Annotated in this window: 13 protein-coding genes; 7 read left to right on the top strand and 6 right to left on the bottom strand. The window is 59.4% G+C overall.

Going from position 1 to position 13,028, the window contains the following annotated elements; translation table 11 throughout:
- Positions 1-3 precede the first annotated feature (3 nt).
- A complete protein-coding gene (locus tag ACEWPJ_RS02380) occupies positions 4-897 on the bottom strand; it encodes a sugar phosphate isomerase/epimerase family protein (protein WP_416510609.1) in 894 nt (297 codons plus the stop codon).
- A 21-nt stretch (positions 898-918) separates the two neighbouring features.
- Entirely contained in the window at positions 919-2,022 is a 1,104-nt protein-coding gene (locus ACEWPJ_RS02375) for a Gfo/Idh/MocA family protein (protein WP_416510608.1), read from the bottom strand.
- A gap of 128 nt (positions 2,023-2,150) precedes the next feature.
- On the opposite strand from ACEWPJ_RS02375, the gene iolD reads away from it, so the two are divergent.
- The 6 genes from iolD to iolG are packed head-to-tail and all read left to right on the top strand — an operon-like array spanning position 2,151 to position 8,514.
- Complete coding sequence (gene iolD / locus ACEWPJ_RS02370) at positions 2,151-4,016, top strand: 3D-(3,5/4)-trihydroxycyclohexane-1,2-dione acylhydrolase (decyclizing) (protein WP_416510606.1); 1,866 nt, start codon at positions 2,151-2,153, stop codon at positions 4,014-4,016.
- 1 nt (position 4,017) lies between these two features.
- A complete protein-coding gene (locus ACEWPJ_RS02365) occupies positions 4,018-4,857 on the top strand; it encodes a phytanoyl-CoA dioxygenase family protein (RefSeq protein WP_416510605.1) in 840 nt (279 codons plus the stop codon).
- Positions 4,854-5,834 (top strand): 5-dehydro-2-deoxygluconokinase, encoded by a 981-nt coding sequence (gene iolC / locus ACEWPJ_RS02360; protein ID WP_416510604.1) that lies wholly within the window; start codon positions 4,854-4,856, stop codon positions 5,832-5,834. The genes ACEWPJ_RS02365 and iolC overlap by 4 nt, the downstream gene beginning before the upstream one ends.
- Positions 5,835-5,845: 11 nt before the next feature.
- Positions 5,846-6,688 (top strand): 5-deoxy-glucuronate isomerase, encoded by an 843-nt coding sequence (locus tag ACEWPJ_RS02355; protein WP_416510602.1) that lies wholly within the window; start codon positions 5,846-5,848, stop codon positions 6,686-6,688.
- The gene (locus ACEWPJ_RS02350) at positions 6,685-7,518 is read left to right on the top strand and encodes a class II fructose-bisphosphate aldolase (protein ID WP_416510601.1); all 834 of its coding nucleotides are present in this window, start codon (positions 6,685-6,687) and stop codon (positions 7,516-7,518) included. Before ACEWPJ_RS02355 ends, ACEWPJ_RS02350 begins: the two co-directional genes overlap by 4 nt.
- Before the next feature lie 9 nt (positions 7,519-7,527).
- Positions 7,528-8,514 (top strand): inositol 2-dehydrogenase, encoded by a 987-nt coding sequence (iolG, locus tag ACEWPJ_RS02345; protein WP_416510600.1) that lies wholly within the window; start codon positions 7,528-7,530, stop codon positions 8,512-8,514.
- Between the two features lie 15 nt (positions 8,515-8,529).
- Here the strand turns inward: iolG and ACEWPJ_RS02340 are convergent, their stop codons facing one another.
- The 4 genes from ACEWPJ_RS02340 to ectA are packed head-to-tail and all read right to left on the bottom strand — an operon-like array spanning position 8,530 to position 12,229.
- On the bottom strand, positions 8,530-9,966 hold the full coding sequence (locus tag ACEWPJ_RS02340; protein ID WP_416510598.1) for an aspartate kinase: 1,437 nt from the start codon (positions 9,964-9,966) through the stop codon (positions 8,530-8,532).
- A gap of 12 nt (positions 9,967-9,978) precedes the next feature.
- Positions 9,979-10,365 (bottom strand): ectoine synthase, encoded by a 387-nt coding sequence (locus ACEWPJ_RS02335; RefSeq protein ID WP_416510597.1) that lies wholly within the window; start codon positions 10,363-10,365, stop codon positions 9,979-9,981.
- A 4-nt stretch (positions 10,366-10,369) separates the two neighbouring features.
- Positions 10,370-11,659, bottom strand: coding sequence for a diaminobutyrate--2-oxoglutarate transaminase (gene ectB, locus ACEWPJ_RS02330; protein WP_416510595.1), 1,290 nt, complete (start codon positions 11,657-11,659; stop codon positions 10,370-10,372).
- A 42-nt stretch (positions 11,660-11,701) separates the two neighbouring features.
- Complete coding sequence (gene ectA / locus ACEWPJ_RS02325) at positions 11,702-12,229, bottom strand: diaminobutyrate acetyltransferase (protein ID WP_416510594.1); 528 nt, start codon at positions 12,227-12,229, stop codon at positions 11,702-11,704.
- Positions 12,230-12,466: 237 nt separating this feature from the next.
- Here ectA and ACEWPJ_RS02320 point away from each other — a divergent pair, with 237 nt between their 5' ends.
- Positions 12,467-12,943 (top strand): MarR family winged helix-turn-helix transcriptional regulator, encoded by a 477-nt coding sequence (locus tag ACEWPJ_RS02320; protein ID WP_416512987.1) that lies wholly within the window; start codon positions 12,467-12,469, stop codon positions 12,941-12,943.
- The last annotated feature ends 85 nt before the right edge of the window (positions 12,944-13,028 follow it).

Raw genomic sequence — 13,028 nt, 5'->3', positions numbered from 1 at the left:
CCCTCAGTTGAAGCCGATGGATTCAAGGTATTCCCGATTCGCCTTGGCGTCACCCACTGGGTCCGGGTCGAGCGTTGGGTCGCAGTCCTGCTCAACCGTGCACCAGCCCTTGAAACCGGCGTCCAATAGCACCTGCCGGACGGCGGGAAAATCAACGTCCCCCTGCCCGAGATTGCAGAAGATTCCCTGCCCGCAGGCATCATAGAACCCTGTGCGGTTGGCGATCACGTCTGCTTTGATCTTCGGGTCTATATCCTTGAAGTGCATATAGGAAATCCGGTCGATATGGCGCTTCATGAACGCAACGGGATCGAAGCCTGCGTAGGAATGATGCCCCGTGTCAAAGCAGATTTTCAGAATCGCCTCGTCCACCTCGCCAAGTAGCCGTTCCAGTTCAGGTTCAAAATCCATGAACCCCGCGGCGTGCGCGTGGATGCCGACCGTAAGGCCGTATTCCTCCGCCCCCAACCGGGCGACCGTCGCTATCCGGTCGCGATAGGCCGCCCATTCGGCCTGATCCATCTGTTCCGCTTCTTCGGCCCGCCCCGCCGTCGGCGCGCGACGTTCCGAGATGGAATCGATCAAGACCAGATGCTGCGCCCCGTGCGCCTTCAGCGCCTTGCAGGTCCGCATGGCCCCGTCTATCACGTTGTCCCACTGGTCAGGGTCGTGGAACGGGCGGAAAACCACGCCACCGATCAGTTCCAGATCATGCTCCGCCAAAGCGTCTGCCAACAGTGTCGGGTCTTCGGGCATATAACCAACGGGGCCGAGTTCGATCCCCTTATATCCAGCCTCCGCACAATCCTTAAGCACGCTGCGCCAAGGCGGATTGCGAGGGTCGTCGGGAAACTCCACACCCCAAGAACAGGGCGCATTGCCAATTCTGATGCTCATACAAACTTGCCTTTCAGATGCTCAGAATGTTTCAACGTCAAGCCAGCGTTTCTGGCGCGAAGATTCAAGGGCCGCGGCCACGATCCGGTTGACCTCCATACCGTCGCGGAAGGTCGGCCAGACCGGTTCGTCGGTCTCGATGGCTCGCAGGAAATCGCGGGCTTCGATGATGATCTGGTCCTGATAGCCGGTGCCATGCCCCGGCCCCTGACAGAACGGTTCATAGTCAGGATGAGCGGGGCCGGTCAGGATTTTGCGAAAGCCGCGCTCAGTCTCCGGATCGTCCATGCGGTAGAGCCAGATGGCGTTCTGATCCTCTTGGTCAAAGCGGATCGCCCCTTTGGTGCCCGTGACCTCATAGGCATAGCCCATCTTGCGGCCCGTCGCGATGCGGCTGAAATACATCTGCCCCATCGCGCCGTTTTCAAACCGGCACATCAGTTGCGCGTGGTCGTCGTTCGTGACCTCCCCGCCAGAGCGGGTTGTGTGGACCGTCTCAACCTCGGCAATCAGGCTGCCGACCGGGCCGATCAACGCGAGGGCCGCGTTGATCATATGGGGGGCGAGGTCGCCCATCGTGCCGTTCGCCATCCCCATCGTGCGCCATGTCGCGGCGGCGTTGGGATCGGCGTAGAAATCTTCGGTGTGTTCGCCGCGAAACCACGTGACGTCGCCGATCTCTCCGTCAGCGATCACTTGGCGCGCGAATTGGCTGGCAGGGGTGCGGATGTAGTTAAAGCCGACCATATTGACCGCGCCCGACGCCTCCGCCGCCGCGACCATCGCGCGGCTGTCATCCAGCGATGCGCCCAAAGGTTTTTCGCAGAACACCGGCTTGCCAAGCGCAAAGGCCGCCTCGGCAACCGGGCGATGCGTGGCTTGGGGGGTCGCGATCACCACGGCCTCAACCTTCGGATCGTTGACGAGGATCATCCAATCATCCGTCGCGCGGGCAAACCCGTAGGCGGCGCGGTATCGTTCGGCCGATTCAGGCGTGCTGGCGCAGACCATCTCAAGCCGTGGGCGGAGGGCGGTATCGAACACCGCGCCAACGGCTGACATGGCAACGGCATGTGCCTTGCCCATATAGCCGCCGCCGAGGACGCCAATCCCGATCTCTGACATAGTCGTCGCCTTCGTTTGAATTTCAGTTTGCAACCGGTTGCAAAATTTGTATCCTCAGAATCGAAACCGCGCAAGCGTCTATCGGCCGAAGGCACACAATCCCGACCGCTGAAAAGGAACCGACAAGCATGACCGAAGGTACGATCCGCCTGACCACCGCGCAGGCCATCATCCGCTATCTGGCCAACCAGTTTATCGAGGTTGATGGGAAGGAATATCGCCTTTGCGGCGGCGGCTTCGGAATCTTTGGCCACGGCAATGTAACCTGTCTGGGCGAGGCGCTGTATGCACGGCAGGATGAACTGCCGCTATATCGTGGGCAAAACGAACAAAGCATGGGGTTCGCCGCCGCGGCCTATGCAAAGCAATGGTTGCGGCAGCGGTTTATGTTCTGCACCGCGTCGGCTGGCCCGGGCACGTCGAACCTGCTGACATCGGCAGCACTCGCCCATGCGAACCGACTGCCGATGCTGATGCTGTGCGGGGACACCTTCCTGACTCGCCTGCCCGATCCGGTGCTTCAGCAGCTTGAACATTTCGGCAATCCGACCTTGGGCGTGAATGACGCATTCAAAGCTGTCACGCGCTATTGGGATCGCATCACCCATCCGGCGCAGATCGTCCAATCGCTTCCGAATGCGATCGCGACGATGCTGGACCCCGCCGATTGCGGCCCTGCCTTTCTGGGGCTGCCGCAGGATGTCCAGGGCTGGGCGCACGACTTTCCGGCTGAGTTCTTTGAAAGGAACACCCACCGCATTCGCAGGACCACGCCAGACGCTGATGAAGTCGCCGATGCCGCTGCGCTGCTGAAATCCGCCAAGCGCCCGATGATTATCGCGGGCGGCGGGGTGCAATACAGCCGCGCGGTGGCAGAACTGACGGCCTTCGCCGATGCGCACCAGATTCCGGTTGTCGAAACCATCGCCGGGCGGGCCAATATGCTGGCGACGCATCCGCTGAACATCGGGCCGATCGGCGTGACGGGATCGAACAGCGCCAACGCGATTGCCGAAAAGGCAGACGTGATCGTCGCCATCGGCACACGATTGCAGGATTTCACCACGGGGTCCTGGACGGCGTTTGCGAAGGACGCGCGCTTTATCGCTATTAACGCGGCACGCCACGACGCGGGTAAGCATCTGTCACTGCCGGTTGTTGGCGACGCGAAGCGCGCCCTGACTGTGCTTGGGGCTGAGGTTGCGGGCTACGCGGCCCCGCCCGCTTGGGTCGGCGAAGCGCAGGCCGAGCGCGCGAAATGGGACGACTACGTTGCCGACAACGTCGCACACGGGAACCGTCCGCATTCTTACGCGCAGGCGATTGGCGTGGTGAATGACCTTTGCGATCCACGTGATCGGGTCGTAGCTGCGGCGGGTGGCTTGCCAGCCGAAGTCACCGCAAACTGGCGCACGCTTGATATCGGAACCGTGGATGTGGAGTTCGGATTCTCATGCATGGGCTATGAAATTGCCGGTGGCTGGGGTGCCCGGATCGCACAGGCAGAGCGGGAGCCTGGCAGCGACACCATCGTCTTTGTCGGGGACGGGTCTTACCTGTTGATGAACTCCGATATCTATTCCTCGGTCCTCAGCCGGAAAAAGCTGATCGTTCTCGTGCTGGATAACGGCGGCTTTGCCGTCATCAACAAGCTGCAAAACAACACCGGAAACGAAAGTTTTAACAACCTGATCTCGGACTGCCCGACCGTGCATGATCCCTTCGCCGTGGATTTTGAGGCGCACGCCGCAGCGATGGGCGCAACTGCCGAAACAGTGGCAAATCCCGTAGAGCTGGGCGAAGCCTTCAAACGCGCCAAAGCAAGCGACAAGACGCATGTCATCTGTATGAAGGTCGACGCCTATGATGGCTGGACCGCCGAAGGCCATACGTGGTGGGAAGTTGGAACACCCCACGTCACCGATAGCGACCGCGTTCGCGCCGCGCACGAAGATTGGGAATCTTCGCGCGACAAGCAACGGAAAGGTGTCTGACATGAAGCGTTTTACCGCCGAAACTGCTGACCCCGATGTGATCGTGCAGGAATTGCTGCACGGCGGGGGCGCGGTTGTTATATCCGGCTTGTTCAGCGACGAAGACATCGCCGAGGCCCGCGCCATCGTGATGCAGCATTCCGAACATGAGGCCGAGAAGGTCACGCATTTCCAAGGCGCGGCTGAGGATGACGGCAAGATCAACCTGCAACGTCGGGTCTGGAACCTGCTCGCCAAGGGCGATGTCTTTTCCCGCATGGCCGCGCATCCGGTGCTGATGAAGACCTTGCGCAAATTTCTGGGAACGGAGTTCATTATGGGCTCCATCGCTGCGAACCGCATCCTTCCCGGCGGGCCGGGGCAAGAGCCGCATGTCGACTACCCTTATTGGGATTTTCACAGCCCCGAAACGCACCCAATCGGCCTCAACGGATCGTTCCCGATGAACGCTCAGGTCTCCGTCCTGCTCGACCCGTTCACCAAAGAAAGCGGCGCGACGGGTTACGTTCCCGGCAGCCAGAAGGAACTGCGCTATCCGGGGCCGGAGGATCGGTTCTTTGAGCGGTGCGAGCAGATGACCGGCAAGCCCGGTGATGTTGCGCTGTTTTACGGTGTCACCTGGCACTGCGCGATGCCGAACCGTGCGGATCACGACCGAAGCGCGATCCTGATTCAATACCTGCCGAAGTGGGTGAAGCCGATGGAGGATATGCCCGCCGCCCTTCCGCAAGAATTCGTCGATCGGGCCAGCCCCGACATGCGGCAACTGCTTGGGCTGAACTACCCCTATCCTGAGGTTCTCGACACAGCCCGCGCTGGCAACACCGAGGGGCGCACATGACGCTGCTCGATGGCATTCGGCGGAACAGGTTCCTCGTCATTGGGCGGGCGGGCATGGACATCTACCCCCATCCGCCCGGCACAAAAACCGAAGAAGCGACAGAGTTTCGATCCGGGCTTGGCGGGTCCGCCGCCAACACCGCCGCCGGTATCTGCCGCTTCGGCGGACAGGCCGATCTTGTCACGTCGGTGTCGGATGACAGCATCGGGCGGTATTGCCTTAATGGCCTCGATCAATACGGCGTCGGTCGGGCTTATGTGAAATCCGTGGGTGGGGAGTATCGCAACTCCCTCGCGATTTATGAAACCCGGATTGAGGATCATCAGACGGTCATCTACCGCAACGGGGCCGCGGATTTTCAGATGACTAAAGATGATGTTGAACGCATCGACTACTCCGCCTATGGCGCGCTCATCACCGCCGGCACCGTGTTTGCCGCAGAACCTTCCCGCAGCGCGGCCTTTCATGCGTTTGATCTGGCTCGCGCCGCTGGTCTGCCGATCATCTTTGACGTGGATTACCGCCCCTATTCCTGGCCCTCTGCGGAGATTGCCGCCGATGTTCTAAGCCACGCCGGGGCCGTATCGGATATGATCGTCGGCAACGACGAAGAATTCGGGTTCATGGCCGGAGACATCGACAAGGGCTTGACCAAAGCAAGGGAACTGGCGGGCAGCAGCGCCTCTGTCGTGATCTACAAGATGGGCGAAAAGGGCGCGATCACCTTTGCCGATGGCAAGGAACAACAGACCGGAATCTACAAGGTCGACGCGTTAAAACCGACCGGTGCAGGTGACAGCTTTATGGCAGGGTTATTGTCATCCATCGCGGCCGGGCATGACCTGACGGCCGCTGTTCTGCGCGGATCAGCCTGCGCTGCGATTGTCGTGGGCAAGCCTGGCTGCGCCCCTGCCCTGCCGGACAACGCCGAACTGACCGCCTTCCTTGCCAGCCACCCCGGACCGACGCATGTTTGAAAGGAAATCAAATGCACATCCCCCCCTATGACAACGCGAACAAACCGATTGTCGATGTGGGCCATTCCCATGTGCCGCTGAACTACTTCAACATCGTGAAGCTCACGAAGGGTCAGGCGTTTGAATACCAAGTGCCGGGGTTTGAAACCTGCATCGTGCCAGCAACCGGCACCGTGGATGTAGAGGTTGAGGGGTTCAAAGCCGACGCGCTTGGAAACCGAACCGTGGACGTCTGGGACGGAGAACCTGAGGGCGTCTATGCCCCGACCGGGGCGACCGCCACGATGGTCTGCAGCAGCGATGCGGCAGAGGTGTTTGTCGCAGGCGCGAAATATGACAAGACGCTTGACCCCTTTGCCGTGCGCAGTGCGGAGCTTGACCTTGTCCAATACGGCTCCGACGACACGAAGACCCATCGCAAGATCAAACATATCCTCGGCCAAAAGCAGCACGACAAGGTTGGGCGTCTGCTGGTGAGTGAGCTGTTCACCGTCGGCCAAGGCGGCTGGTCCGGCTTTCCGTCGCACAAGCATGACACCGACCGCCTGCCCGACGAAACGCGCCATGACGAAACCTATAATTTCCGGTTCCGGCCCAACCACGGATCGGGCGTGCAGATGTTGCAGCGCGAGGATGGCAAATCCGGCGACGCCTATCACATCGTCGATGGGTCAACGATCTGCCTCGACAAAGGCTATCACCCCTGCGCCGTTCTGCCGGGGTATGAGATGTACTACTTCACGATCCTCGGCGGGCTTTCGCAACGCTCTCTCGTGCAGTATTTCCAGCCGTCGCACGCCAATCAGGTGGAAACGATCCCCGGTATCAAAGACATGATCGCCAAGTTCAAATGACGCTCGCGACTCTGTCAGACGTACTTCTGCCCGCGTTAAGGGGTGGCTACGCCGTCGCGGGCCTTGTGACGCTGGGCTGGGAGGACATGCGGGCTTACGTGGCCGCGGCAGAAACCGAAGGCGCCCCGGTGATCCTGCAAGCTGGCCCAAGCTGCCGCGCCCATACGCCCCTGCCCGTGCTTGGCAAAATGTTCCGGCATCTGGCGGACGAGGCAAGCGTTCCGGTTGTTGCGCATCTCGATCACGGATACACGTTCGAGGAATGCAAAGCGGCGCTTGAGAGCGGGTTTACTTCGCTGATGTATGACGGTTCGCGCAAACCGCTTTCCCAAAACATCGAAGAAACCGCGGCGATTGCGGAACTTGCGCATAGCGCAGGGATTTCCTGCGAGGGGGAGATTGGATTTGTAGGCTATTCCGGCGGGGAGGACTCCGACGGGACCGACCCCGACGAAGCCGCCCGGTTCGCCCGCGAAACCGGGGTAGACGCGATGGCGATTTCGGTCGGTAACGTGCATTTGCAGCAGGACAAGCAGGGCGGGCTGGACGAGGATCGCATCCGCGCGATTGAATCCGTGACGGACGTGCCGCTGGTGATTCACGGCGGGTCCGGCGTTCCGATCGCGCAGCGCCATGCGCTCGCCAAAGGCTCAAACATCTGCAAGTTCAATATCGGAACGGAGCTGCGTATGGCCTTTGGGTCAGCACTGCGCACCGCCGTCAACAGCAACCCGGATCGGTTTGATCGGGTGGCGATCCTGAAAGAAACCCACGATCCGATCGTTGCGGCAGCGCGTCGCGTGATCCGGGCGATCAGCAAACCGGAATAGGACAGCCCCATGATGAACATAGGTCTTCTTGGATGCGGGCGGATTGGCCAGGTCCACGCGCGCAGCACCGCACAGATCGAAGGCGCACGAGTTATTGCGGTTGCCGATGCGGTTCCAGCGGCGGCGGAAGCGTTGGCCGTGAAAACGGACGCCCGCGTTCAATCCGCCGATGACATTATCGCCAGCGCCGATATAGACGCCATTGTCATTGGCACGCCGACCGACACACATTATGACCTGATCCACGCCAGCGCGCGGGCGGGCAAGGCGATATTCTGCGAGAAACCAGTGGACATGTCTGCGGACCGCATTCGGGACTGTATTGCTGTCGTCAACGACTCCGGCGTGCCGTTCATGACCGGGTTTAATCGCCGCTTTGATCCAAGCTTTGCCGCGATCCAATCCCGCTTGCGGGACGGAGAGATTGGCGATGTGGAGATCATCACCATCCTTTCGCGTGACCCGTCGCCACCGCCGATTGAGTATATCAAAAGCTCCGGCGGATTGTTCCGCGATATGATGATCCACGACTTTGACATGGCGCGTTTCATGCTGGCGGAGGAGCCGGTGCAGATATTCGCGGTTGGGTCGTCATTGGTCGACCCAGCCATTGGCGCGGTGGGCGATGTTGACACCGCCGCCGTCACGCTGACCACGGCGAGCGGTCGGATATGTCAGATTTCGAACTCTCGCCGCGCTACCTACGGCTACGATCAACGGATAGAAGTGCACGGATCGAACGGAATGCTGCGGGCCGAGAACATTCTGGAAAACGCCGTCGAATTCGCTGGGCCAGACGGGTTTCGCAAAGCCCCTGCGCAACATTTCTTTCTCGAACGATACGAAGCGGCCTATCGCGCCGAGATGGCGCATTTCGTTGACGCCGTGGCGCGCGGCGTTGCGCCCTCGCCCAGTGTTGAGGATGGGCTTCGCGCCCAAATCCTTGCCGACAGCGCGGCGAAGTCATTGGAAACCGGTGCGCCGGTCAGTCTTTGACGGCGCACCGGAAGGTCATGCGGCCAGTTTGACGTCCGCGCCGCGCGTTTCAATCAACGCGGCGTGTAAGGTGCGGATTGACGTTTTCAAATCGTCCCGGTTCATCACGAACTGCACATCCACATTGCGCGGAGTTTGGTGCGCAGCGATGACTTCGACGCCGGCCTCCTCCAACGCGACAAGCCCGCCGGTCAGTGCCCGAGCACCCGACAAATCCCGGCCAATCGCCGAAGCAATCGAAAGCGAGCGCACGTTGAGCGTGGCCGATGGATAGGTCCGTTCCAAATCACGCTCCACCCGGCGCACGGTTTTCAGCGACGCCTCGACATAATGCGTGATCGTGTTCGCGTTCGAGGTTTTAGATACGATCCGCACCCGATGACGGCGCAAAGCCTCAAGGATTTCGACGTCGTAGCCTTTGACGCCGACCATGTCCTGTTCGAACAGTTCCAACGCCACCACGTCTAAACCCGTGATGATCTCTACCCCCGGTTCCGCAGCGGCACGGTCATCGATCAGGGTGCCGGGATCGTCGGGATCAAAGGCGTTCGTGACGCGCAGCGGCACGTCGGCCTGACGCAGGGTCTTCGCGGCCTTGGGATGGATCGCCTCCATCCCCATGTTCGACAGTTGGTCCGCCACGTCGTAGTTCGTCTGGCCCAACTTGCGCACGGTATCCGCACCGACAAGGTTCGGATCGGCAGAGGACAGATGGAATTCCTTGTGGATGATCGCCTCTCGCGCGCCGGTCATGGCGGCGATGCGGCTGAACGTGACCTCGGAATAGCCGCGGTCGAATTCCTGCATCAGCCCTTCCTTGCACTGGGCGTAACCCGTCGCGATCAGCAGCTCTGACGACAGATCGACACCGGAAAGGGCAGACTCGATCCGTTCTTCCAGCGTGTATTCGCCCTCATCCCGCCAACCGCTCAGGTCGATGAACCTCGCGTTCACACCTTCGCGTTGCAGAAGCAGCATCGTCACAAAGGCGGAGTGCGCCTCGCCCAACCCCGACAGAAGTTCGCGGATCACCAGCATATGCTGGGACAGGCGGAAATGGCCGTAGGAGCACAGGCGTTGAAGATCGAACAGACAGCTTCGTGCCCCTTCGATCCGTTCGCGGACAAATTCGTCGGCAGCGGACAGATCGGCGGCGTGATTGAGAACCTCATGGTGCGCGTCTCGCATGGCGTCAGCCACCTTCGTCAGCGCATCCAGCCAACCGTGGTCGTTATCCGCATTGGAAAACAGCGCATAGACACCCGGCGCACCGGATTTCTTATGCTCCAACAGCAGATCGGTGATCCCGCCGAAAGCAGAAACCACAAAGATGCGGCCGTAAAGGTCAGCGCCCTCGCGATCCCCGATGAACAGAGTATCGCGCAGGTCGCGGACGCGCGACATCGACGTCCCACCGATCTTTTCGACGGTATGTGTGGGAAAATTCAGCATGTGATCCTCTGGTCAGCTGTCTTCCAAGGCATAGGAGCCGTCGGCGCGGTGCACTTCCTTACCCGTTACGGGCGGGTTGAAGACGCAAGCCATCACCAGTTCTTCTTCGGCGCGCAGCGTGTGGCGATCATGTTCATTCAGGGCATACATCACGCCCGGTCTGATCTCATGCGTTTCGCCGGTTTTGAGGTCGGTGATCGACCCTTTGCCCTGCATACAATAGACGCTTTCAAAGTGGTTCTTGTATTCGAACGTGTGTTCTGACCCGGCATCGAGGAACGTGATGTGAAAGCTGAAGCCCATGCCATCATTGGCCAGCAACATCCTGACGGATGTCCATTGCGCATCGGACACGGTTCGATCGGTTTTGGCGAGTTCGTGGAAATCTCTGACGATCATTGGATCACTCCGCTGCGATTTGTGATTGGACGGTGATGTCGCGCGCTGCATCCTGAAGGATGTTCAGCCCTTTGCGGAAGGTTTCCATGGGCGTCGTCAGCGGCGCAAGCACTTTCACCACCTCATCTTTTGAGCCGGAAGTTTCGATAATCAGACCCTTCTCAAAGGCGCGGCTGCAAATCTCGCCCGCCAATTCGCCGGAGCCGACATCGACACCCTGCATCATACCGCGCCCTTTAAGGCGTGCGCCCGGAACCATGTCGGCCACGACCTGAAGTGCCTCGGTCAGGACATCGGCCTTTTCAGCAATCTCATGCTGAAAGGAGCTGTCGGCCCAGAATTTTTCAATCGCGACGCGGGCGGTGACGAAGGCGTGGGTGTTGCCACGGAACGTGCCGTTATGTTCAGCCGGGCCGAAAATGTCGTGTTCTGGCTTCACGAGGGTCAGCGCCATCGGAAGGCCGAAACCAGAGATCGACTTTGCCATCGTCACGATGTCGGGGTCGATATCCATATCATCGAACGAAAAGAACGTGCCGGTGCGGCCGCAGCCTGCCTGGATGTCGTCAACGATCAACAACGCGCCGTGGGTTTTGGCAAGCTCTGCCACGCGCTTCACCCATTCGGGCGACGCTGCGTTCAGGCCGCCTTCGCCCTGCACGGTTTCAAGCAGGATTGCCGCAGGGGCGTCCACACCGCTTGAGCCGTCCTCAAGCATCGCTTCAAGATATGCAGCGGCATCAAGGTCGTCGCCCATGAATCCGTCAAACGGCATCCGCGTGACACCGTTGATTTCAGCGCCTGCACCGCCCCGGTGGTACCCGTTGCCGGTCGCGGCCAGGGCACCCATCGTCACACCGTGAAAGCCGTTGGTGAAGGCGATAATGTTGGTGCGGCCCGTCACCTTGCGTGCGATCTTCATCGCCGCTTCGACGGCGTTCGCGCCGGTCGGTCCGGTGAACATCACCTTGTGATCCATGCCGCGCGGGCCAAGGATATGGCGATCCATCGCGTCAAGGAAAGCGGCCTTGGTTTCGGTATGCAGGTCAAGCCCGTGGGCAATCCCGTCAGCGCTGATGTGTTCTATCAACGCTTGCTTCATATCGAAATCGTTGTGGCCGTAGTTCAGCGATGAACAGCCGGCGAGAAAATCGATATAGGTCTGGCCAGCGGCATTGGTCATTTCGGACCCGCTGGCGGATGTAAAGATGGTATCGAACCCGCGGCAGTAGCTGCGCGCATCGGATTCGCGTCGTTTGAATACAGATGTTTCGGCTGACGTGTCAGTCGACATAGGAATTCCTTTGTTTTGAGTCTGAGTGAATGCGCGGCGGATTTAAGCGGCGCGTTTCGTTTGTTCGGACAGTTTGATCGTGACCATATGTTCTGTCGCGTGTTCACCATCGAAATGGTCATCGCGCTTGAAGTGCGGCTCACTCTCAATCGATGCGCCTTCGCGGTCGGCAAATCGGGTAAACAGCGCCCAGGACGCTTCATTGTCCTTGGTGATCGTGGTTTGAACCTTAGTCACATCGGCACACATTTCGCGGTCAAGCAGCGCGTTCAGCATACGACCGCCAAGCCCCTGCCCCCGCGCTTTTTCAGATACAGCAACCTGCCAGACAAACAGCGTTTCGGTGTCGTCGGGCAGAACATAGGCCGAGACCCAACCAACGACATCGCCGTTCATTTCGACCAGAACGCAGGTATCGCGGAAATGATCGCACTGGATCAGGTTGCAATACATCGAATTCTCATCAAGCGGCGCGCAGTCCTTCACCAGCGACCAGATTGCCGCGCCATCTTCGCTGTTCGGTTTACGCAACCGTGGCTTGGCATTCAGAGTTGTCGGAGTGTTCTGCATCGTTCGTCGAGCCTTTCATTTAGTTCGCTTATCTAAATATAACAGCTATCCTGAATTTTCAACCGGAAGCCGATATTAGGGATTTTTCGGCAAAAATCGGGAATTTGGCCCTGTTGAATGCATAATAGTCAATAGAATATATTCGATAATCTAATTATTATGTAATTTTGAGCCGCCGGAATTGAAAAACACCGGGTTGTTTGCGACGTTATGAAGCACGAACACGGAGTATCGACGATGAACCGGACGGACAGCAGCCTAATCGCGCTTCGGCGCATCCTTCGGGCCACGGAATTATTTGGGCGGGAACTGGCGAAAGGGTCGGGCCTGACCCCCGTGCAGTTCCGCGTGCTTCAGGTCGTTGCGGAAACGGGTCGGTCAACTCCCAAGGATATCTCTGTCCGCATGGGGGTGTCGCAGCCGACGATCACGTCGCTGATTGACAAGCTTGTTGACCGGGGCGCGGTCAGGCGACAGCAATCCGAAACGGACCGACGGCAGACCAATATCCTGATTACGGAGCTTGGCCAGTCGATGATCGACGACAGCCCCGACCCGCTTCAACAGCGATATGTCCGCAAGTTTGAAGCGCTGGAGGATTGGGAACAGGTGCAGCTGATTTCCTCGCTTGAGCGGGTCGCGGCAATGCTTGACGCAAGCGATATTGACGCCTCACCAGTGCTTGCGGTCGGGGATATCAAGAAAACGCCCTGATATCCGCATCGCCAAAGCGATGGACATTGCCTTAAGTTCAGATACCCTTGATTGAGTGATACACAATTCAGGTTTGCTAAAGTGG

The organism is Aliiroseovarius sp. YM-037 (assembly GCF_048060095.1).
Classification (GTDB): Bacteria; Pseudomonadota; Alphaproteobacteria; order Rhodobacterales; family Rhodobacteraceae; genus JBLUOA01.
This window is presented reverse-complemented; position numbering and strand designations above follow the sequence as displayed.

What these genes read in the sequence shown, in the direction of transcription:
- ACEWPJ_RS02380 (WP_416510609.1), bottom strand. Translation starts at nt 897, where the DNA reads ATGAGCATCAGAATTGGCAATGCGCCCTGTTCTTGGGGTGTGGAGTTT.
- ACEWPJ_RS02375 (WP_416510608.1), bottom strand. Translation starts at nt 2,022, where the DNA reads ATGTCAGAGATCGGGATTGGCGTCCTCGGCGGCGGCTATATGGGCAAG.
- iolD (WP_416510606.1), top strand. Translation starts at nt 2,151, where the DNA reads ATGACCGAAGGTACGATCCGCCTGACCACCGCGCAGGCCATCATCCGC.
- ACEWPJ_RS02365 (WP_416510605.1), top strand. Translation starts at nt 4,018, where the DNA reads ATGAAGCGTTTTACCGCCGAAACTGCTGACCCCGATGTGATCGTGCAG.
- iolC (WP_416510604.1), top strand. Translation starts at nt 4,854, where the DNA reads ATGACGCTGCTCGATGGCATTCGGCGGAACAGGTTCCTCGTCATTGGG.
- ACEWPJ_RS02355 (WP_416510602.1), top strand. Translation starts at nt 5,846, where the DNA reads ATGCACATCCCCCCCTATGACAACGCGAACAAACCGATTGTCGATGTG.
- ACEWPJ_RS02350 (WP_416510601.1), top strand. Translation starts at nt 6,685, where the DNA reads ATGACGCTCGCGACTCTGTCAGACGTACTTCTGCCCGCGTTAAGGGGT.
- iolG (WP_416510600.1), top strand. Translation starts at nt 7,528, where the DNA reads ATGATGAACATAGGTCTTCTTGGATGCGGGCGGATTGGCCAGGTCCAC.
- ACEWPJ_RS02340 (WP_416510598.1), bottom strand. Translation starts at nt 9,966, where the DNA reads ATGCTGAATTTTCCCACACATACCGTCGAAAAGATCGGTGGGACGTCG.
- ACEWPJ_RS02335 (WP_416510597.1), bottom strand. Translation starts at nt 10,365, where the DNA reads ATGATCGTCAGAGATTTCCACGAACTCGCCAAAACCGATCGAACCGTG.
- ectB (WP_416510595.1), bottom strand. Translation starts at nt 11,659, where the DNA reads ATGTCGACTGACACGTCAGCCGAAACATCTGTATTCAAACGACGCGAA.
- ectA (WP_416510594.1), bottom strand. Translation starts at nt 12,229, where the DNA reads ATGCAGAACACTCCGACAACTCTGAATGCCAAGCCACGGTTGCGTAAA.
- ACEWPJ_RS02320 (WP_416512987.1), top strand. Translation starts at nt 12,467, where the DNA reads ATGAACCGGACGGACAGCAGCCTAATCGCGCTTCGGCGCATCCTTCGG.